The organism is Pseudoalteromonas sp. SCSIO 43095, assembly GCF_023650455.1.
Taxonomy (GTDB): domain Bacteria; phylum Pseudomonadota; class Gammaproteobacteria; order Enterobacterales; family Alteromonadaceae; genus Pseudoalteromonas; species Pseudoalteromonas tetraodonis.
The window spans coordinates 264,308-285,217 of the sequence record NZ_CP087996.1; the positions used below are offsets into that span (position 1 = coordinate 264,308).

The following is a 20,910-nucleotide window of genomic DNA, read 5'->3' on the forward strand; positions in this document are numbered from 1 at the left end:
ACGCGCTGCATAAAGCCGCGCCTGCAGGTCAGTCATCCAGAGCACTATTTGTGGGTTGATAAGCGCCATTATCTAACGCATCAAAGTAGGCTTGATAACGGCCGCTTTGTTTAAATTTAAGTAATTGCTGGTTAAATATTTTAAGCCGCTGTTCACTGAGTGGGTTATTTTTAGGGAACATGACAAAGCTTTTATTGATTAATAGTGGCCTTGGGTGATGCACAATGGCATTTTTTATTGTAGGTAGTTGACCTGCCAATATGTGATAGCCTACGCTTTTTTCCTCGGCAAAGGCGTCTATTCTGCCCATAGCTAAGCGTTTAAAGTTTTGCTCTGTGGTACTTACTCGCGACATATCAAATAGACCCGCTTGTAGTGCTTTATCAAACTCTTCGCCATAGCTGTAAGCAAGCCCACCACCGAGTAATAAGCCTTTTAAATCGTTTAGATTTTGCCAATCAAAAGGGCGTTGTTTATGATAAAAAAATACAAAACGCTCGTTTAACACTGGCTCACTGTAAAAATAATCCTCAGCACGTTGTTGTTCAAACATCCATACGGCAGTGGCTGCGTATTTATCATTAATGGTGTCGTGGTAAGCACGCGGCCACGGTAAAAAGGTAAAGTTAACTTTAATGTTAGCTTGTGCAAATATATCGGTAATTAAATGCGCAACCACGCCTTTGTGAGGCAGCGATTCGCTTAAAAAAGGCGGCCATTCGCCTGTACTTATATTTAAAGCAGCATGGTGATTAGCCGCTTTGCTTGAGGGTTGTATTGCTTCAATTGCGTGCGTGTAATGACTGGTAAAAGCCATCAGCAAGAAAGATGCGATATAAATACGGTATCTTAATTTAGCTGATAACATAACATTCATGTGTATAAGTCTCTCCTTTTATTAAATATACCCTTTTTGGATATAAAGCGGCTTTGAATGCTGCTTAAAAAATAAACTATTTTAAAGGCTTTAACTGAATCTAAGCTTAAGGGCTATACCGTCGCTTTACAGACTTATTTTAAGTATTTTTATGTTACCGCGTTATTCTTTTGTTTGCATTTTTTTTGCGCGTTCTTCTGCATCGATGAGTGCTTGTGATTTAGGCGCGCGTTTTTTTTCTTCTATTTTTGGTTTTTGTGGTGAATTTGGATCCCAGCTTTCATCAAGCGATAAATTAGCAAATGGATTGCTGCTTTGTGGTGAGTTATCGCGCGTACTTGGCTCTTCAGGGGCAACCTTTACTTGCCCTGCCGTTACCGGTGTTTTTTTAGTAGGTAGTGGCGCGTCGGGATCGAAAGTGCGTACTTCTGGCTCTTTAAAGTCGTGTTCAGTGGTTGAGCTTAATGATGAACGCTGCGTTTTTGCAGGATGGAAATCAGCTTGTGGCTGATGGGGTGCAATGGGTTCAGGTGCGCTGTGTGAAGGCTTTATAGGCGCTTCATGTTGACCCTTTTTGATTGGCTGATTTATAGGATTACGCTGTATTTTGCTTTGTTTGGCTTCGGGGTCAAAATCTCTTACTTGTGGCTCGGCAAACTCTGTTGCATTTTTTATCCGCTCTAAGGTTGCTTTAGCAGCTGCTTCAAACTCTGCCGTGTTAGGCTCCGACTTTATTTTCACTGTATTAACTCGACGAGAATCAGGCTCTTTACCCTTGCTTTCGACGGCTGGGTTTTGCAGATCAGAGCCAGTCACCATCGGCTCAGTAACAACACTGTGAGTTTGATCATTGTCGTGACTTGGGGGCATTTGCAATGGTATGCCAGTATCAGCCACTTGTTTATTTTGCTTAATATTGCGCAGGCGCATTAATACCACAACCGTAATTACCACAATTAACAATAGTGCCACACTTGGTAATACTAGCGAGATTATATTAGCCTCTTTGGGAATAGAAGAGGCAATAACGGCTGTTTGCTCGCTGGTATTTATAGTGATAGGTACGGCGGTTTGTGCAGGCTCAACGGTGGCTTTTTTTACCTTTGGTTGCGTATTTTCCTCAGTGTTTGATAATTCACTGGCCGGTATTTTGCTGGGCTGTGCATTTTTTTCAGAAGCGCCGCTTTGTGCAGTCGCAGCTGTTACATTGACTTGTGACTCATCAGGTGCTGTTGTGGTTGATGCTACTGGGGCATTTTTTTTAGCTTGCTCTATAGTTTGAGTGGCGCTTTGTTCGATTACATTATTTTGGGGTGCAGTTGCACTTTGCTCAGTTGCAGCGTCTGGCAACGTTGGCTGTAAAGTGGGTTCTATTTGTTGTGGTTTTACAACCTCCGGGGTCGATTGTTCAATAACCGGCTGCGGTTTAGGCTTTGCTACTGGCAAAGTGCGTGCCGCTTGCGGAACACTGCAGTTTTTTTCAAAGTCTCGCGCAGCATTACGGTATTTACGGCTGGCTTTATTATTGCTGTGTTGCTGCATTTCTTGTTTTATAAGAATACACATAGCTTCGTTATAAGCGGCACTGCTGGCACTATAAAACAAAGCAAAACAAAAAAGTAAGCAACTCAGTAACGGTTTCATAAAACTCAAAAGTGGTTAAGCATCAATGCCCTAATCTTAAGCGTAAAGTGAAAAATTATCTAGAAGCGCCTAGCGTTAATTAGGGTTTGTTGACCTTTGCGGATTACAATTTGTTCAAACTAGGGGCGGTTTAATCGCGGCGCGAGGTTTGTAACCTAGTGGACTAAGTAAAAACCGAGCAAAGCTTACGCGTCCTGCTCACGCCCCTTACCTACATCCATGTAGGCAACAAAGAGTAAATCGCTCCTAGGCAGAACCCGAAGGGCAGCGCCTGTTTGGCATTGATGCTGCGTTATCGCCTATTTATGGGGAAAAACCACACCACATAGGCTCTGCCTTGCCTAAATACCAAACAGACTGCTGCAAATTTAACCTTGAAAGGTCAACAGACCCTAGTCAATTACCATTAAGCTTTGGTACTCGTCGTAAGCAAATTGGTCGGTCATACCGCTAATGTAGTCTTGAATTAACCGACAACGATAATAAAATTCATAGGCGGCAAAATGATCGGGCTCTTCTTGCATCGCATTTATGGCATGCTGATAGCTACTTAAATGCTTTTTAGAGAGCTTTTTAACGAGTCTCGATTCTATTAATAAGCGGTTGTCGCCATGCAATGCACGTTTAAAGTCATCGCTACTCAAAAGCAGCAAAGGTTTATAGCAATCGAGTAGGCCATTAATAATACGGTAGCCTTGCAGTTCGAGTTTTTCGACTTCTTTGTGCGAAAATACATGCTCAAGCGCGACTTGTTTGAGCGCTTGGGTTGCTGCATGCAGGTAGCTGCGATCTTCTAATAATGCATGGTTAAAGTCGCCATGATAAATTGGCTCTATGTTTTCAATAAAGCGCTTTGCGGCATGGTTTACTAGCGGGTGCAGTAATGACACACGTAAATAAATAAAAAACTCACTATTAAAATTAAAGGGCTGTGCTTGTGCCCGTTCTATGGCGTAGTTTATGGCGTCGTCCACAAAGCTTTGGTGTTGAGTGTCGTTAAGAGCAAGGTTAATTAATGCTTTTTGATACTGCTTATTTAGTTGCTCGCATAATAACTGTATGGTGATAATGTCTTTTTCTACGGCGTCTTCTATGTCGGCAAGGCAATAAGAAATATCGTCAGCGGCTTCCATAATATAACTGGCAGGGTGACGGCAATAGGGCTCCATTTTCAGCTCAGTTTGCAGTGCTTCAATAAAGCTTTTTTCACTGTAGTAATACCCCACTTTTTTCATAATGTAGTTTTTATTTTGAGGAATATCTTGCTTCGCTAAACTTGCTGGACGGGTGTACTTTAAAATAGCGGCAGTTTGGCTATAGGTTAAATTTAGGCTGAGCAATGAGTGAATAATGCGTATGCCTTGAGCGTTGCCTTCAAAGCTGCAAATATCTTGGGCTAAATGTTTAAAAATAACGCCAATGCTGCTGTTTGTGATTTGGCAACGCTCAGGCGTAATGCTGGCTAAATTAGCATTAAACCAATTATTAATAGCCGCTTCGCCAAAGTGACCAAACGGCGGGTTACCTATATCGTGCATTAGGCAGGCCATTTCTACTAGGGTTTCTAGTGGGCGCTCTAAACCCGACAAACCATATTCTTTTTGTTGCTGGTAATTTAAATTGGCAAAAATGCGCTGCACAATAAAGCGGCCAACTTGCTGAACTTCTAATGAGTGGGTCAGGCGCGAACGCACAGCCGCGTTGCGCTCCAGCGGAAATACTTGGGTTTTTTGCTGCAGCCGACGAATGGCTGCACTATTAATAATTCGGCCACGATCGCTCTCAAGCGCCATTTGTAAATTGGCAGTGGTGCGCTGCATACGTGCAGGGGTTACTTTGCTACTGAAGTTGATCATGGTAATCCTTTTTTATGTGAATTAAGCACTTATTAAACGCACGATTATTTATTTTTAATAGTTTGCTTTAATTTATCAACATGTATCATAAAGTAACAACTTGCTTTAGTATTATTTTTTATAAAATTAACATACATCTAGGTATTTAAAATGAAGTTGTGGATCACTAAGGTAATGTGTTTTTGCCTTTTATTGGGTGTGAATAGTGCGTTTGCCGCTAAAGAGCAAACGGTTGTTATGATCTCTATTGATGGCTTGCGTTGGGATTACATTGAAAAGCACGGTGCGCCTAATTTAAAAGCAATGGGTGAGCAAGGCGTAAGAGCGCAAAAAATGCAGCCTGTTTATCCTACTAAAACGTTTCCAAATCATATTTCGGTGATCACCGGTTTACTGCCTGTTAACCATGGCATTGTAGATAATAAGTTTTGTGACAAAGCGCGCAATAATGAGTGCTACAGCATGGGGAAAGGACAAAAAGACAGTACCTGGGTACGCGGCACACCACTGTGGAATTTAGTTAAAATGCATGGGCTTAAATCGGCGGTATACTTTTGGCCTGAGTCGGATGCGCGCTTTAATGGTATGACGCCTGACTATTATTTTCACTACTCTAAACAAGGTGACTACCAAGACCGAATTGATCAAATCATTCAATGGTTAAGCTTACCTAAAGCACAGCGCCCACGTTTTGTGGCGAGTTATTTTTCGTTAGTGGATAGCATGGGGCATGAATATGGCCCCGATGCGGTGCAAACGCGTGATGCCGTTAAACAGCTAGATGCGCTGATGGGGCAATTAAAAACCCGCTTGAGTAAGTTAGAGCAAGAGGTAAATCTGGTGATTGTGTCTGATCATGGTATGGCACAAGTTGAGCCTGAGCAGAGCATTGTTGTGAGCAGCTTACCTAAAGATGATAACTTTATGATTGTTAATACCGGTCCTCGATTACTTATTTATACTAAAAGCGATGCTAAAAATGCAGATATTGAGGCTTATAAAGCCCGTTTACACCATGCAGCAAAAGGACGCTACACGGTACTAACAGAGGAGCAGCTTGCAGGATATCACTATAATAAAGGCACTCGTGTGGGCGATATTGTAGTACAAACGACAGCGCCTGCGGTATTTAGCAATAGTGCGAAAGTGCCGTACTTAGGAACGCATGGCTATGCCTATACCGATGATATGGCAGCAACATTTATTGCTACCGGGCCGGCGTTTAAAAAAGGGGTGAGCATTGAACGAGTGAATAATTTAGATATTTACCCTGTGCTTGCTAAGGTGATGGGTTTAAAGCTAATGAGTAAAGTGGATAGCGATGGCAAAGCGTTAATGCCTGCTATTAAATAAAAAAATAGCAGTGCATTAATTAGCTGCGCATTTTTAGCAGTTTCGCCGTAAACCCTCGCCCGATCTGAGGGCGGGGATATAAGGCGTAAAGTTCGAAGAACTTTAATCTGGTGTTGATTGGCTATCAACATAAGCTCGAAGCGTTTCAATCGTTGCTCCACCCGCACTGCAAGCAAAGTAAGACCTAGACCACAAAGCAGCACTCTTACTTTGTCTTGTTAAATGCGTATTTTGTAATCTCAGCATCCGTGATGAAACGGCTTTAAGATTATTCACCATTACACTAATTGAAAGTTTTGGCGGGTACGCTACAAGTAGATGTATGTGGTCTTGTTCTCCGTCCATCTCAATAAGTTCACATTCTAATTTTCCGCAAGCTGACTCAAGTGCATCCCTTAACTGTTCGATCATTACGCCAGTAAGTAACTTACGCCTGTACTTCGTTGTGAAAACTAAATGCACTACCAACTTGCTTACGCTGTGGCGCTTTCTCAGGTAATTACTCAATAGCTCATCATTGTGCGCACTCACTTTACAAATCCAGTTTAACTTAATAATATATAGATATTATACAGGTGAGCACTAAAATGTTAAGAGCAACAAAGGTACGTATTTACCCAACGCAAGAACAGGCTGAGTTTTTAATCTCTCAGTTTGGCGCTGTGCGTTTTGCGTATAACAAAGCTCTTCATTTAAAATCTCACATGTACCGCAAGTATGGTGTCACTCTGAATCCTAAAAAGGATATAAAGCCACTACTTGCAGTTGCCAAGAAATCACGAAAATACCACTGGTTGAAGCAATACGACTCCATCGCTTTGCAGCAATCGGTAATTAACCTTCATCAAGCCTTTGATAACTTTTTCAATCCGAAGTTAAAAGCTAAATACCCGCAATTCAAGCGTAGACAGGGCAAACAATCTAGTTACCACTGCGTAGGTGTTAAGATGCTTGATGGCGCAATCAAGCTCCCAAAGATGAAGCCTGTTAAAGCGAATATCCATCGTGAAATTATTGGCTCAGTTAAAAGTATCACGGTAAGCCTAAGCAAAACGGGTAAGTTTTACGCCTCGCTCCTTGTTGATGATGGAGTTGAAGCGCCAGTACTGCTTCACACGGTAAGTAAGGTTACAGGTATCGATCTAGGTTTATCTCATTTTGCTATTCAATCTAATGGCAGAAAAACCGCCAACCCAAGATTTGTAAAACGTGCTGAGAAAAACCTCAGACGCAAACAGCGTCAGTTATCCAGAAAAGCAAAAGGCAGCGCAAACAGGGCAAAAGCACGTTTGCTGGTAGCCAAATGCCATGAAAAAGTAGCGAATGCTCGCGCTGACTTTCAACACAAATTCTCTCGAACTCTCGTTGACGAAAACCAAGCGGTGATAGTTGAGACATTGAAATCAGCCAATATGATGAAAAACCGCAAACTGGCGAAACACATAGCGGATGCCTCATGGCATGGCTTTGTCGTTAAGTTGGAGTACAAACTGAAAGAGCAAGGTAAGCACCTAGTGAAGCTCGACCAGTGGTATGCAAGCTCTAAAACTTGTCATTGTTGCGGTCATAAAATGGATGAAATCCCCTTATCAGTTCGCAAGTGGGATTGTCCATCTTGCGGCACTACAGGTATAGATCGCGACTTAAATGCCGCCCTCAATATCCGTGATAAAGGTATTCAGGAATTAAAGGCGGCTGGACAGTCGTCTCTGCTTATGGAAGCTGCGTAAGTCTCGATACTACCGAGCAACGGCTAACGAAATAAGAAGCATCGCCTGATAAGGCGGTGAGTAGTCACGCTTTTAACTTACTCCATTTGTTAATGACTAATAGTGCTGCTAAATCCGTTTTCATCACTTTGCAGGGTAAGTGTAAAGTGGTGACGATCGCAAATAGCTTTTACAGTGGCAAGGCCTAATCCAAAGCCGTCTTTTTGCCTTGCAAGGTCGCTTCTGTAAAAGCGTTTGGTTAACTGGCTTAGCTGTTGTTTATTTACCCCTTTACCGTTATCGCTAATTTTTATACTGCTTTTAGAAAGCGTTATTGTAATTTTAGCGTGGTTACCTGCATATTTAATGGCGTTTTGTAGCAAGTTATAACATGCTTGAAACAGTAAGTTTTTGTCTCCTTCAAAAATAGGCTCGTGGTTTTTATGCAGTATTATGTGCTGCTGGTTTTGCTCTGCTGTGGGTTCAAGAATATCTATTATGTCGCTCATTAAAGTAAAGCCATTAACGGGCTCTAATTTTAGTGGAAATTGCCCATGTTCTAAACGTGTTAGCTTTAGCATGGCATCAAAGGTATGTAATACGCTTTCTAATTGCTCTATTGCTATGCCTAGGCTTGGCTGCTTAATGGCTTCCTTTTCTAAATGTAAACGCAAGCGGGTTAGCGGGTTTTTTAAATCGTGGGCAATGTTGTCGGTAATCCCTTGTACTAAAGCAAAGTTTTCTTCAATGCTTTGTAGCATGGTATTGATATGCTTGGCTAAAGTAACAAATTCATCACCTTTTTGTTTATGCACTACTCGCGCCGATAAATCGCCTTTTTGTACTTGCTCGGCCACGTTATTAAAATAATTTACGCGGCGTAAATGTCGTCTAGCAAATATATAACCAAATACACATGTGAGTACTAAACTAAGTAAACACGCCCATGTAGCAATGGTTTTAAACTCTGTAATTAAGCGACTTAAATGCTCAGTAGCTGTAGCAATAACTACTTTGCCGTGTTTTGTTTTTACTATGCCTGTGGTTAATAAGCGTATTTGGCCGCGCTGCGTATCGAGTACTGGAAACTCAACGGTTTTTGGTAGTTTAGGTATATCGCTTGGGAAAAAACTCAACCCTTGGCTTTGAGTTTCGTCGTTTTGCCAAAAAATTAAAATATCGCCTTCGTTTCTAAAAACATTAAGTTGCTTAAAAAACGAGGCTTTATCAAATTTATTAGCTAGCCCCTCTATACGCACTTGCTCGGCGTTTAACTGCCTTTCTACTTGGCGTGTTTGCTCTCCAAGTAATAACTGATAAATAAGCACAATACATAAAACCAATACCACAGAGGTAATGGTCGCAAAGGCGAGGGTTAAGCGCCAAACCGAGCTTACCCGTGGGTTAAATTGCCACCATAATGAATGCTTGTTATTCATTGGCGTGCGCTTTTTGTAAGCGGTAGCCTACACCTCGAATAGTTTCAATGTTTACATGGGCGTTATGCTGTAAAAGTTTTTTACGAAGCCTAGCAATATGTACATCAATTACGTTGGTGCCTGGGTCAAAATGGTATTCCCACACTGATTCAAACAATAAGGTACGAGTAACTAATTTACTTTGATGTTCTAACAAAAAGTGTAATAACTTAAATTCTTTTGGTTGTAAGTTTAGCGGTTTTCCATTTACTTGAGCTTTGTAGTGGCGAAAATCTAGGCTTACATTTTCAAATTCTACGGTGGTTGTTTTTTGCGTGGATTGCGAAGGACGTTTTATGAGTTTTTCTACTCTTATTGCAAGCTCAGAAAACGCAAAAGGTTTGGTAAGGTAATCATCTCCACCGGCTTTTAAACCTGTAACTCTTTCATCTACTTTATCAAGTGCTGAAAGTATAAGTACGGGAGTGTTTTTACCGGTTGCTCTAAGTGCTGCTAGTACTTGTAGTCCATCGAGTTTTGGTAACATACGGTCAAGTATTATTATGTCGTGTTCTTCGCAGGTAGCCATAAGCAATGCTTGTTGGCCGTCGGCTGCAGTATCTACAGTGTAGCCTTGTTCGTTAAATGCTTTATATAAAAATTCGCGATTTTGTTTATCATCTTCGACTAAAAGCAGCTTCATTAATTACCCCATTGCAGCAGAGGTAAGTTTTTACCTGTGGCTAAATCAATGGCTTTTTTGTGTCTGCCTTTTTCTGTAATAAATGTAGCAACTAGATAGGTTATGCCAGTATCTTGCTCTAATTGCGACTCTAATAAGTAATATGGTGGGGCTGGGCTTATTGATTTTACCAGTTGATGCATGCGGTAGTTTTTTTGCTTCATTAACTTGGCTGCGGCTACTTCGTCTTCTTCGTCAAGTTCTGGCTGTTCGTATTCTTGTTCAATTACTTTACCTTGTGCGTTAACGATTAACTCAATAAAGCGTTTATTTTGCTCATCAAATAAAGTCACTTCGTAAACTGTAATGCCTTTTTCAAACTCAAGTTCAAATTCCACAATTACACCTTGATTGGCATACTTGGTTTCTATTTTATTTAAAATGCTTTGAGCCGAAGGATCTTTAGCTGTATTAAGCTTATTAAATATGGCAGGGTTACTTGCTTGGCAAAATGCGCTAACAAAAAGGGTCGCGCTTAATAAAATATATTTCATAAATAGGCTCTTGTGGCTTGAACGTTATTTTAATGCAAATTAGTTTATCAAATAAACTTAAGGACATGTTTAACTTTAGTAGGGCATGTTACCGCGAAAAGCAAACAGGCCCTTTGCAAAGTCAAATATAACTTATTGTATTTAATCGTCTAGTACGCAGGCTCTTACTTGGTTAGTGTTTACCCACTGGCACTCAAGTTCTACGTATTGGTTTGTAAATTGCGATAGAGAGCTATCTTCACTTATGTAGCCCCATATTTCAGCTTGGTTATTTGTATTTAATGTAACATTGCCTTTTAAGTCTAGCGTGCTGGTGTTTTCTTCAATTTCGGCCTCAGTAATAAGAGCTTGGCTGTTGTTGTAAGTGCCTTCAAGCTCCAACCATTGCCCGTTTAGAGTTTGTGCAGTTAAGCCATCTTCGTAACGTGTTTGATTAGTAAGCGTAAAGTTATTGCCATTTATAGTAGCGATGTTGTCGCTAACCGACACCTGCCCTGATACTGAAAACGTATAATTTGTTACGGTAGACTCGGTGTTACTACTGTCAAATTCAATATTTGTGGCTAACAATTGGTTGTTATTTTGTTGCCACTGAGCGTCTACTTCAACCCATTGGCCGGTGATTAAATTAGTGGCTGTGCCATCTTCAAATTGAGTTTGATCATTAATAGCAACTTGCCATTTTGAGTTGATAGTTATTAGTGTTTCATCGTTATTTACAAAGGTGATTACGCCTTCAAGCTCTGTTTGCGTGTCATCATTAAAATTAAGGTTTTGCTCGGCATCTACCTCTGTTGCAATAATATGCCCTTCATTTAAAACACCTTCTACCTCTACAAACTGGCCGTTATTTAACGCACCTTCTACCTCGGCTTGTTGGTAGTTAATGAGTAGGTTACCTAAATTAAAAGTGCCAGATTGTGTGTTTAAATTACTTATATTTCCTAGTAATTCAAGTTCTTCTTGACTGTTACTAATTACTGCTTGGTAAGTCACTGCAATGCTATTCGTTGAGTCGATGTATCCGCTTACTTCAAGTAATTCACCTTGGCTAAAGTTTGTGTTTTGAGCATTATTTAAAGTAATGCCTGCAATGCTTAGGGTATCGCCATCAATATACACTGGGCCTTTTAATAGCGGATCGTATTCTATTTCAGTTGCTTGCGAGCCGTTGGTTTCTACTTCAATGTACATACCTACTTTTATGTCTGAAAGGCTGGCGTTGTTGCCATCTAGCTCTACCTTGGCAGAGCTTGCAGGCACTGTGTGGCTGTTTATGGTAATTGCATTACTTGTGACTTCAGATACTTGGCCAATAATAACGCTTGGAAAGTTATTAACCTTAGAAATGACATTGGTTTTATTACTTGATGAGCTGCTGCCACATGCACACAACGCAAGTGAAATTGCAGATAAAGAAATGAGTTTAACAGTACTTTTAATTAGTGAATTATTCATAGCTTACTCCTAGTTATTTATATAGGGTAAGTGTACTTATTACCAAATATTGTAAAGGTGGACGTAACATTAAATTTTGTTAATGTTTAAATTAAATAAAAAAGAGCGCAAATACGCTCTAAGGGGAAATAATTAAAAAATAGGCTGTAGGCTCACTTTAGTTACTGTTTGCGTTACTTATTTAAAGTTAGTAATACTTATTTTTGTATCGGTTACAGTACGAATACCATATGCTTGGTTGGTCACACCAAATGGAATGCCGTTTACGCTTCAATTTGGGTTTGAGAAATAATCGTACTGAGTTGCACTACCAAACACATGTGGGGAGGCCATAATACTGGCAAATTCATTTTGTACACCGTGGCCCATGCCATCAACATATACGCCACCGCTTGTATCGCCTTGCTTAAGAGAATGCGCTAAACCTTGGTTATGACCCAGTTCATGTACGAACGTTGTTGCTCCACAATCAACGGCTGTTATTGAATACATACGGTTGCTCATTGAGCTGTATAAATTGCCATTCGTACCTTGACCAACCCATGCTAGTAATTGTTAATTTTTATCTTAAAAAAGAATTAGATCAAATTTAAATTGCAACCATAAAGTGGCAATTGCTTTTTTATAACTTATTGTAAGTATTTACTTTACCTTTTTTAGGTATTTTTTGGGTTTAATAGGATGGTTTTTTTGTAGTAATGGCGCACCCTGTGGCATGTTTTTTAAATCACACCGATTTTGACAAGTAAAACTGACCAATAAAATTTTTTAGTAACGTGCTCATTTTTCATTATTCAAAGGGCTAATTGCAAAGTATAAATAGGCAAAGTATGTTGTATCGTTAAACACCTATTAAAAGAGGGAATTATGGCAGGGACTGATCAGTTACTTAGTCGAATTATGGCAGGACTTGTTGCGGTCATTATTGGTTTTTCAAGTTCTATTGCATTGATTTATCAAGTGGTGATCACCTTAGGTGGTACACCTGAACTTGTGGCAAGCTGGATATTAATGCTGGGGCTAGTAATGGGCGGTACCTCTATTGTGCTGTCGTTTTATTATAAGGTGCCCATTTTAATTGCATGGTCGACCACCGGTGCAGCATTACTGATCTCAAGTGCCCAGGGCTACAACTTACATGAAGCGATAGGCGCATTTATGCTATCAGCCTTATTGGTGCTGGTGTCTGGCATTACCGGTTGGTTTGAAAAAATCATGAACCGTATTCCCAGTGAACTGGCCTGTGCTATGTTAGCGGGGGTATTAGTCACATTTGGTATTGATGTATTTAATTTTATGAACGACATGCCATTGGTGATTGGTTTAATGGTGGTGGTGTACTTTATTGGCAAGCGCTTTTTTGCTCGTTTTGCAATGCTAAGTGTATTGTTAGCGGGTATATTTTTAGCCTGGTATATGGGAAATATCGATACCAGCACCGTGCAGTGGCAGGCAAGCAGCTTTGCTTATATTGCACCAAGCTTTAATTTGCAGGCATTTATAAGTATTAGTATTCCTTTGTATATAGTCACTATGACTTCACAAAACTTACCCGGTTTCGCTATTTTAAAAGCACATAACTATAAAGCGCCAATATCATCGTCATTAACTGTGACCGGGTTGATAAATTTAGTAACCGCGCCATTTGGCACTTATTCAATTAATTTAGCGGCCATTACGGCTGCTATTTGTATGAGCGAAGAGGCCGATAAAAACCCCGATAAGCGCTATTGGGCGAGTATTGCTGGTGGGGTGTTTTACATTATTATGGCGCTGTGTGCTGCAATGCTAGTGGCGATTGTAGCAAGCCTGCCGCAAGTACTGGTATTGGCGTTAGCGGGTATTGCTTTGTTTGGCACCATCGCTAATAGTTTGCAGCAGTCTTTGCACAGTCCTGAATATACAGAGGCGGCCATTATTACCTTTTTAGTTACGGCTTCTGATTTAACATTATGGTCAGTTGGCTCTGCATGCTGGGGGATAATAGCAGGCGCACTCACGTTAATGGTGACACCTAAGCGCTAAGAGCAGATTTTAGGTGTTAGGTGCGGGGAACAGGTGTCGAGCAACGGGTTTGGTACTGTGCGCGCGAGGTAAACTCACACCTACAGTCGAACACCGTACTTGGCTAATCTCTTGCTGATCGCTGACAGCTAAAACCTAACCGCTGCTCTTTGCTGCCTTTAAAGCATAGGTTTTAACACATCAAACATGGCGTCGATGTGATCGTCACGATCGTTAAGCGCTGCTATATAACGGTATTTTTCGCCGCCGGCTTCTTCAAAAATCTCTCGGTTTTCACCTTCTAATTCTTCAAGTGTTTCTAGGCAGTCGGCGCTAAAGGCAGGGCTGATAATAGCCACATCTTTAATTCCTTTGCTAGGTAAGCTCTCAAGAGTTGCATCTGTGTAAGGTTTTAACCATTCAGCTTTACCAAAACGGCTTTGGAAAGTAGTGATCACTTTGTCTTTATCTAGGCCTAGCTTTTCTACCACTAAACGCGTGGTTTGTTGGCATAGGCAGTAATAGGGGTCGCCATTATCTAAAAACTGTTTAGGCATACCATGATATGAAAACACCATTTTTTGTGGCATGCCGTGTTTTTCTAAATCTTCGCTAATGCTGTTAGCAAGCGACTCTAGGTAGGTTAGGTTTTTGTGATACCCATTTACAAAGTGTAGCTCTGGCACCCAGCGCCATTTTTTTAATACATTTGCCACGGCATCAAATGTTGAGCCTGTGGTTGGACTTGAATATTGTGGGTAAAGTGGTAACACAATAATACGGGTTAAGCCTTTATCTCTGAGCTCTTCAAGGCCCGCTTCGATTGATGGATTACCATAGCGCATCGCCATAACCACTTCGGTGTTGGTATAGCCGTGCTGTTTTAATAAGGCATTTAATTTAATGCTTTGTTGGCGTGTAATGTGGGTCAGTGGCGAGCCATTTTCGGTCCATATGCTTTTATACAATTTAGCTGAGCGTTTTGGGCGAATACGCAAAATGATGCCATGGAGAATTATCATCCACACTATACGTGGTATTTCTACAATACGCGGATCTGACAAAAACTCACGTAAGTAAACACGTAACGCGCTTGCTGTGGGGGCATCGGGGCTACCTAAGTTGGTTAATAAAATACCTGTTTTTTGGTTAAAACGCCCGTCGTGGGGATTATCGGTAACGGCAGAAAATCGCGACACTGTGTGCTCCTTCAAGCAATATATTTGAAAGTAACTATTATGGCTTAGTATAACGAATAAAAGAGTATTTTAGATCAATCATTTAGCCGTTTTAACCATAATTCTAAACGGAGTTGGCTTTTTGGCTTCGAGTTGTTGTAGCTTAACAATCGATTTCGTATTGAAAATATGTCCTTTAGGCAAAAGCATAATACCCGTATGGCTGTGCAGTGAGTTTGCCAATGTCATATTTTCTTTGAGTTCTTGTGCGCTCATAACCTTTATTGAACCAATAGAGCTGTCAGAGGCGATGAGTTTAGCGTGGCTGGCTTCAAGTGCATCGACAATACGCGGATGATATAAGCAGCCACTGTTTGATTTAATACTATTGAGTGCAAATTGATGGCGTTGTTTTGTTGTAAGTAACGGCTCACTTTGCTCGTAACTCTCCCCAATAGTCACGAGCAACACTAAGCACCATAGCACCAATGGGCTGGTTTTATGGCTTTAAACTTCACCTCATCATGAATGATGAAGGGGGTTTATTAGCTGTAAAAGTGACAGCTGGGAATGTTGATGATAGACAGCCGATATTAGATATGGTCGATAAGGTTACAGGTAGTTTATACGCTGATAAAGGTTATGTATCTGCAAACCTAAAAGCGGAACTTGCTGAGCAAGGGATTGATTTTATTACAGGTCAACGATGTAATATGAAACGTCAGCCAATATCATCTTGGGATAGAGCGATGTTATCAACGCGTTTCATCATCGAAACAGTGTTCGACCAGCTGAAAAATATGGCTCAAATAGACCACACAAGGCACCGCAGCGGCATCTCATTTATGGTTAATTTAATGGCTGGATTAATTGCCTATACTTTTCAGACTAAAAAGCTGAGTATAAAAGTGACTCGGCTTTAATTCTTATGCAGATCTGAGGTTAATTATGCATAAAATCTCAATGTTAACATTTTATTAATCTTGGGTGGTGTGATATTAAATTGCTACTTTGGTTGTATTTTGAGCTTTTATAGGTGTTATTTTCCTGTTTTTAAAGCTATTTGCATTCTTATGCTAATTTTATCAAATTTCTGTTTCTTTTTGTTTGTGTATGTTGCTAGGATGTTAGCAATGGGATGCAGGAATATACCCCACACACATTATAAGAATACACAAAACAGGGTCATCATTATGTCAACATATCGTTTAAACACCTTGGCAGTAGCGGTTGCTTTTGCTTTCAGTGCACCAAGTGTGGTTAATGCACAAGAAGCGCCTGCTAAAGCTGAAAAGAATATCGAGCAAATATCTGTGTTAGGGTCGCGAGTTTCTAACCGAACAGCAACAGAGTCGTCATCACCTATTGATTTAATTGACGCGGATGATTTAAACAAAGGCGGCTTTACCGAGCTTGGGCAAAGCTTGCAAGCGACAGCGCCATCGTTTAACTTTTCTCGTACACAAGTTTCTGACGGTTCCGATTTATTTCGCCCAGCAACATTACGCGGTTTACAGCCAGATCAAACGCTGGTTTTAGTCAACGGTAAGCGCCGCCATAATCAATCTATTTTTGGTTTAACTAGTACCGTGGGCGGTGGCTCTGCGGGGACTGATATGAATGCGATCCCGCTTATTGCCTTAAAAGGGGTTGAGGTTTTACGTGATGGTGCGGCGGCGCAGTACGGCTCAGATGCGATTGCGGGGGTTATCAATTTATCACTTAATAACTCAACAGATTTAACCACAGGTTATGTGCAATACGGTGAAACGGCAGAAGGCGATGGGGAAACAATTTCTGCAGGTTTAAATCGTGGTTTTGAACTAGGCAACGAAGGTGGTTTTATTAATTTATCGCTTGAGTACCGCGATGCAGATAAAACCAATCGTGCCGAGCGAGATACTGGAGGTTCGCTTAATGTCGCACCAGGTACTTTATCGGACGAAGTTCGTTGGGGACAAGGTAATGCAGAGAGTGAATTTACTTCGGTATTTTACAATATGACATTGCCAATAAGTGAGGGTGAGCTTTATTCATTTGGTGGTTATTCCGAGCGTACTGCACTAGGTAACGGCTTTTATCGTAACTTTAATGAAGCATCTAAAAACGTAATTCAAGTCTATAGCGATGGATTTTTACCGCAAATAGACAATGAAGCACAGGATATCTCTGTTTCAATTGGTTTTAGAGGCGATATTAACCCTGATTGGAATTACGATGTATCGGCGGTATATGGTGAAAACCAATACGACTTTACATCACGCAATACATTAAATGCCTCTTATGCTGCTGAGTATTTATTTAATAACCCAGGTGCAAGTGATGCCGATATTGCTGCAAATGCAGGACCAACTGAGGGGTATTCGGGTGGCTTTAGGTTTGACCAAACAACATTCAACGCGGATGTGAACGGGATTGTTGATATTGGCCGCAGTGAGCCTGTATACGTGTCAATTGGTGCTGAATACCGTAAAGAAAACTATGAAATTGTACCCGGTGAAGAAGCCTCATACGCGTGTGGCGCTGCTAACACAGATACTTCATACCCATCAGTGAACGATCCGAATCAATTTGCACAATGTGGTTTTCAAGCCTACAACGGCCTTCGCCCTGAAGCATCAAATAAAAGTGATCGCGATAGCTACGCCGTTTATATTGACGCAGAAACCATGGTTACCGATGCGTGGAATGTTAGCGGAGCACTTCGTTACGAAGATTTCTCTAATGCGGGTGACGACATAATTGGTAAAGTAGCCACGCGTTATGAATTTAACGATGATTTTGCGGTACGTGGTGCGTTATCAACAGGTTTTAGAGCGCCATCATTACAGCAAAGCGGTTACACTGCGTTTACCACTAACTTAGGTTCTGACGGCACGTTAAGCCAGTCGTTTACAGCAACAACAGGCTCTGCCTTTCCAGCTGCATTAGGCGTTGATAACTTAAAGCTTGAAACATCAACGAACTACAGTGCAGGCTTTGTTTATGATGTAACGAGCGATTTATCGTTAACTGTGGATTTTTACCGTGTAGAAATTGAAGACCGTATTACACTGGGCAGCTTGTTATCGGCTGATGATGTGGCATTTAGTCCTGATGCAGTTGCCGCGCTACAGGCAACGGGTGCAGTACAAGCGAACTACTTTTCAAACTCAGTGAATTCAACAACGCAGGGTGTTGACATTATTGCGTCCTATCGTACCGATTTATATGGCGGTAATTTCTCTGCTACGTTTGCTGGTAATTTAAATGAAACTAAAATTGACAGTGTTAATGCAGCACCGGGTATTCCTGAAAATGTAGCACTTGATGATATTCAAAGTAGTTTTTTAACTGATGGGCAGCCGGGCGAACGTGCAACGCTAACGTTTGATTATGAGCGTGACGCGTATAGCTCAATGATCCGCTTTAATTACTTTGGCGAAACCGATGTGAAGTACTTTGGTAATGACCATATTGAACTTGCAACAGATGGCTCATTTAAAGCAACCAGTACGGTAGAATCAGCCGTATTAGTGGATTTAAATGTAAGTTATCAAATTAACGATATGTTTGCGTTATCGGTAGGTGCAGACAATGTATTTGATGAAACACCGGATGAATTAGGCGATGATGAAGTATTAAACGCTATTTCAAATGGGGCATTTAAATACCCGTTACGTGCCGTACCCTACGGCTTTGATGGTCGCACTTACTACGCAAAAGTAAGCTTTAGTTTTTAATTTTATAAGCTAAATAGGCGCCGTTATAAACGGCGCTTTTTTTATGGCTAAAATATATTTAACCTGAACTCTGGATAATAAATCTATCTCAAGCAGCTATTTACAGCGCTAACTACGTTGAATTTACTTGCAATAGGCGAGCTATTGACGCGTAATTTCGCCTTGTTTTCACTGGAAATCTCTGGCTAGAGAAAATAAACATAAATATCAATTTTGATTCAATACGTTAGTAAATCTCTTAACCAAAGTTCAGGTTATTTAAAACAGCATTAAAAATGATTGCATGCTTGAAAATTAAGCATACAATCGCCATCAATAACATGGTGGGGTATGTATCCCTCGTTATACTCATTTTATTAATAGGAAAAAATAAATGGCGAAAAAAAGCAAAGCAAAAGCGGTTAACAAATCCGCAGTAGACACTGGGCGCGGCGTGATAAAACACAACGCATTGGCAGCACTGGTAACCTCTAAAGTATTTAAACCGCAAGTGGTTAAAGCTAAAAAAGGCAAAGGCTCGTTTAAACGCAGTAACAAACATGCAGGACAAGAGTCCTATTTAATCGCGGCTTAAATAGCACCGATCAAATAGGGCTTTTGTTGCGAGTTGGCTAAGTGTTTGCTGAAATAAGGCGGGCTTTGGGCTTTGGGCTACGGGCTTCGGGCTACGAGTCACGAGCAGCGAACACAACCTAGCGCCTTTAGCCTCCTCTTTCAGCGCTGCGTCTCATAACTTTTTTGTAAAAGTTTTATTAAAACCTATTTGAACACAGAGAAGACAACGGGCTTCGAGCGACGAGTAGCGAGCTTTACAAACAGCCTGATATCAGCCCTGAACCTAGAGCCTGCTCTTTTAGCGCTGCGTCTCTTTGCCCTCTTTGTGAATAATTTACTAAACCCTATTTGAACACAGAGAAGAAAATGAGGAGTAATGAGAAAATATAAAAACAGGAATGCTTCCCCCTTAGCTCGTAGCCCGCTATCAAAACATGAAGGGCGCGGTAGGTTTTAAACCTATCGCGCCTTTTTATTATTTAACTAGCATCCAAATACCGGCTGCTATCATAAATAGGTTTTCGGTTAGTGAGATAAAGCCAAGCGGTACATTGCTATCGCCGCCAACACAGGCACATTTAAGTTCGCGTTTGTCTATATACACGGCTTTAATCACGGATATTGCCCCGACACTACCAATAAACAAAGAGATAGGTGCAACCAAGTAAACTGGAAGTGCTGCAATCATGGCCACGCCAACAAAAGCTTCTAAAAATGGGTAAACATAGGCATAGGGGATCACTTTCATGGCGAGTAAATCGTAAGTGATAAAGGAATTCGAAAAACTGTTTAAATCTTGCAGCTTTTGAATGGCAAGTACCGCCATGGTTAACGCAACAAATAACTCAAGCGTATACATGCTTAATCCTGCACCGCTCAACGAAAAGGCTAAACTTAGCAACAAGGTAACCGCGAAAATAGCAATGACCGGCGTATACGTTGTGCCTTGTTGGCCTGCAGGGGATTTATTAAAGTATTCTCTGAGTTCATCATAACCACCGATACGCTCATCATCTATAAATGTTTGTGGTGTTGTTTTTACACCGTATTTTTGTTTGAAGGTATCGGTATCGGCTCTTGAGGTGAGTAAATGATCGTCTACTTCAACGCCTTGACGTTCAAGTAAATCTTTAGATTTTAAACCAAATGGGCAAATATGTTCATCGGTTGCCATTCTATACAATTGGGCTGACTTGGCCATATTTTACTCCTGTATATTTATACCAATTTGCAATAATACTTAATCATTTTGAGGGGGTAGAACAGACGTTAAAAACGTCTCATTTAGAACAACTCAATAACGAAATTTTTGCCTTGCTATCGACACGATTTTCCTCCCTCAAAATAGCTCAGTTAATTAAGCGAATTGGTATTAGAGAGGTTAACTGAGTTATATAACCTTGAAAGATCAACAGACCCTAAGTGTAAAATTTACAACATGTGCCGTTTTATTGTTAATAAACTCAGTGGTACAGGCTATGCGTTCAAAAATTAGGCCGCTTTTACTGCTTTAAGCGCTGAAGGGGGACTTGCAGCGCGTGCCAGCTAATTAATTATAAAGCTATAGGAGGGGCTGTTGAATCTCTGACTACCAGTTCTGGTGTGTATAGTTTAATAATATCGCGGTCATTGGTGCCTTTAGGCGGCGCTAATTTGCCTGATGTTTTACTGCTGATTGCCTTTTTAGGCTTTGCAAACGCGATTGTTTGGCCTGCGTTGTTCCCACTAGCGTTATCAGGATTGGGTAAACTTACTAGTACTGGTTCTGCGCTTTTAATTATGGGGGCCACTGGGTGGCTTTACCTCGTTACAAACAGGCTACTCGGTGTTGTTACCTTGTTATCTATTCATATTATTTTATGCCGTGAAAGGCCATAAAATGAAAAAGCAATAACCTCCA

14 protein-coding genes and 5 pseudogenes are annotated in these 20,910 nt (G+C 40.9%); 7 read left to right on the forward strand and 12 right to left on the reverse strand.

Annotation, left to right across the window (positions count from 1 at the left end; translation table 11 throughout):
- Positions 1-28: 28 nt before the first annotated feature.
- The 3 genes from LOC50_RS15560 to dgt all read right to left on the reverse strand — a co-directional run bounded on the left by LOC50_RS15560 (position 29) and on the right by dgt (position 4,377).
- Positions 29-877 (reverse strand): substrate-binding periplasmic protein, encoded by an 849-nt coding sequence (locus tag LOC50_RS15560; RefSeq protein ID WP_250654147.1) that lies wholly within the window; start codon positions 875-877, stop codon positions 29-31.
- 162 nt (positions 878-1,039) lie between these two features.
- A complete protein-coding gene (locus tag LOC50_RS15565) occupies positions 1,040-2,521 on the reverse strand; it encodes a hypothetical protein (protein ID WP_250654148.1) in 1,482 nt (493 codons plus the stop codon).
- 392 nt (positions 2,522-2,913) lie between these two features.
- Positions 2,914-4,377 (reverse strand): dGTPase, encoded by a 1,464-nt coding sequence (gene dgt / locus LOC50_RS15570; RefSeq protein WP_250654149.1) that lies wholly within the window; start codon positions 4,375-4,377, stop codon positions 2,914-2,916.
- A 150-nt stretch (positions 4,378-4,527) separates the two neighbouring features.
- Between dgt and LOC50_RS15575 the strand changes: the two are divergent.
- Positions 4,528-5,749 (forward strand): annotated as a pseudogene (locus tag LOC50_RS15575) (alkaline phosphatase family protein).
- An 83-nt stretch (positions 5,750-5,832) separates the two neighbouring features.
- Here LOC50_RS15575 and tnpA read toward each other — a convergent pair.
- Positions 5,833-6,261, reverse strand: coding sequence for an IS200/IS605 family transposase (gene tnpA, locus LOC50_RS15580; RefSeq protein ID WP_250654151.1), 429 nt, complete (start codon positions 6,259-6,261; stop codon positions 5,833-5,835).
- A gap of 56 nt (positions 6,262-6,317) precedes the next feature.
- On the opposite strand from tnpA, the gene LOC50_RS15585 reads away from it, so the two are divergent.
- Positions 6,318-7,460 (forward strand): RNA-guided endonuclease TnpB family protein, encoded by a 1,143-nt coding sequence (locus LOC50_RS15585; protein WP_250654152.1) that lies wholly within the window; start codon positions 6,318-6,320, stop codon positions 7,458-7,460.
- Between the two features lie 89 nt (positions 7,461-7,549).
- Here the strand turns inward: LOC50_RS15585 and LOC50_RS15590 are convergent, their stop codons facing one another.
- From LOC50_RS15590 to LOC50_RS15610, 5 genes and pseudogenes are all read right to left on the reverse strand, one after another.
- Entirely contained in the window at positions 7,550-8,878 is a 1,329-nt protein-coding gene (locus LOC50_RS15590; protein ID WP_051498255.1) for a HAMP domain-containing sensor histidine kinase, read from the reverse strand.
- A complete protein-coding gene (locus LOC50_RS15595; protein ID WP_036983655.1) occupies positions 8,871-9,560 on the reverse strand; it encodes a response regulator transcription factor in 690 nt (229 codons plus the stop codon). Before LOC50_RS15595 ends, LOC50_RS15590 begins: the two co-directional genes overlap by 8 nt.
- Positions 9,560-10,093 (reverse strand): PepSY domain-containing protein, encoded by a 534-nt coding sequence (locus tag LOC50_RS15600; RefSeq protein ID WP_036983656.1) that lies wholly within the window; start codon positions 10,091-10,093, stop codon positions 9,560-9,562. Before LOC50_RS15600 ends, LOC50_RS15595 begins: the two co-directional genes overlap by 1 nt.
- Positions 10,094-10,234: 141 nt before the next feature.
- The gene (locus LOC50_RS15605) at positions 10,235-11,551 is read right to left on the reverse strand and encodes a DUF5666 domain-containing protein (RefSeq protein WP_250654153.1); all 1,317 of its coding nucleotides are present in this window, start codon (positions 11,549-11,551) and stop codon (positions 10,235-10,237) included.
- 177 nt (positions 11,552-11,728) lie between these two features.
- Positions 11,729-12,100: pseudogene (locus tag LOC50_RS15610) on the reverse strand (M12 family metallo-peptidase); the annotation flags it as partial.
- 318 nt (positions 12,101-12,418) lie between these two features.
- On the opposite strand from LOC50_RS15610, the gene LOC50_RS15615 reads away from it, so the two are divergent.
- The gene (locus tag LOC50_RS15615; RefSeq protein ID WP_250654154.1) at positions 12,419-13,576 is read left to right on the forward strand and encodes a benzoate/H(+) symporter BenE family transporter; all 1,158 of its coding nucleotides are present in this window, start codon (positions 12,419-12,421) and stop codon (positions 13,574-13,576) included.
- Positions 13,577-13,734: 158 nt separating this feature from the next.
- Here the strand turns inward: LOC50_RS15615 and hemH are convergent, their stop codons facing one another.
- Entirely contained in the window at positions 13,735-14,754 is a 1,020-nt protein-coding gene (hemH, locus tag LOC50_RS15620; protein WP_036983660.1) for a ferrochelatase, read from the reverse strand.
- 78 nt (positions 14,755-14,832) lie between these two features.
- Positions 14,833-15,226: pseudogene (locus LOC50_RS15625) on the reverse strand (HD domain-containing phosphohydrolase); the annotation flags it as partial.
- On the opposite strand from LOC50_RS15625, the pseudogene LOC50_RS15630 reads away from it, so the two are divergent.
- The 3 genes and pseudogenes from LOC50_RS15630 to arfA all read left to right on the forward strand — a co-directional run.
- A pseudogene (locus tag LOC50_RS15630) lies at positions 15,222-15,656 on the forward strand (IS982 family transposase); the annotation flags it as partial. The pseudogenes LOC50_RS15625 and LOC50_RS15630 overlap by 5 nt on opposite strands.
- A 270-nt stretch (positions 15,657-15,926) precedes the next feature.
- Complete coding sequence (locus tag LOC50_RS15635; RefSeq protein WP_250654155.1) at positions 15,927-18,455, forward strand: TonB-dependent receptor plug domain-containing protein; 2,529 nt, start codon at positions 15,927-15,929, stop codon at positions 18,453-18,455.
- Between the two features lie 373 nt (positions 18,456-18,828).
- Entirely contained in the window at positions 18,829-19,029 is a 201-nt protein-coding gene (arfA, locus tag LOC50_RS15640) for an alternative ribosome rescue factor ArfA (protein ID WP_013462885.1), read from the forward strand.
- Positions 19,030-19,485: 456 nt separating this feature from the next.
- Here arfA and LOC50_RS15645 read toward each other — a convergent pair whose 3' ends face one another.
- Positions 19,486-20,211 (reverse strand): MauE/DoxX family redox-associated membrane protein, encoded by a 726-nt coding sequence (locus LOC50_RS15645; protein WP_036983666.1) that lies wholly within the window; start codon positions 20,209-20,211, stop codon positions 19,486-19,488.
- Between the two features lie 428 nt (positions 20,212-20,639).
- Between LOC50_RS15645 and LOC50_RS15650 the strand changes: the two are divergent.
- Positions 20,640-20,904 (forward strand): annotated as a pseudogene (locus LOC50_RS15650) (glucose/galactose MFS transporter); the annotation flags it as partial.
- Between the last annotated feature and the right edge of the window lie 6 nt (positions 20,905-20,910).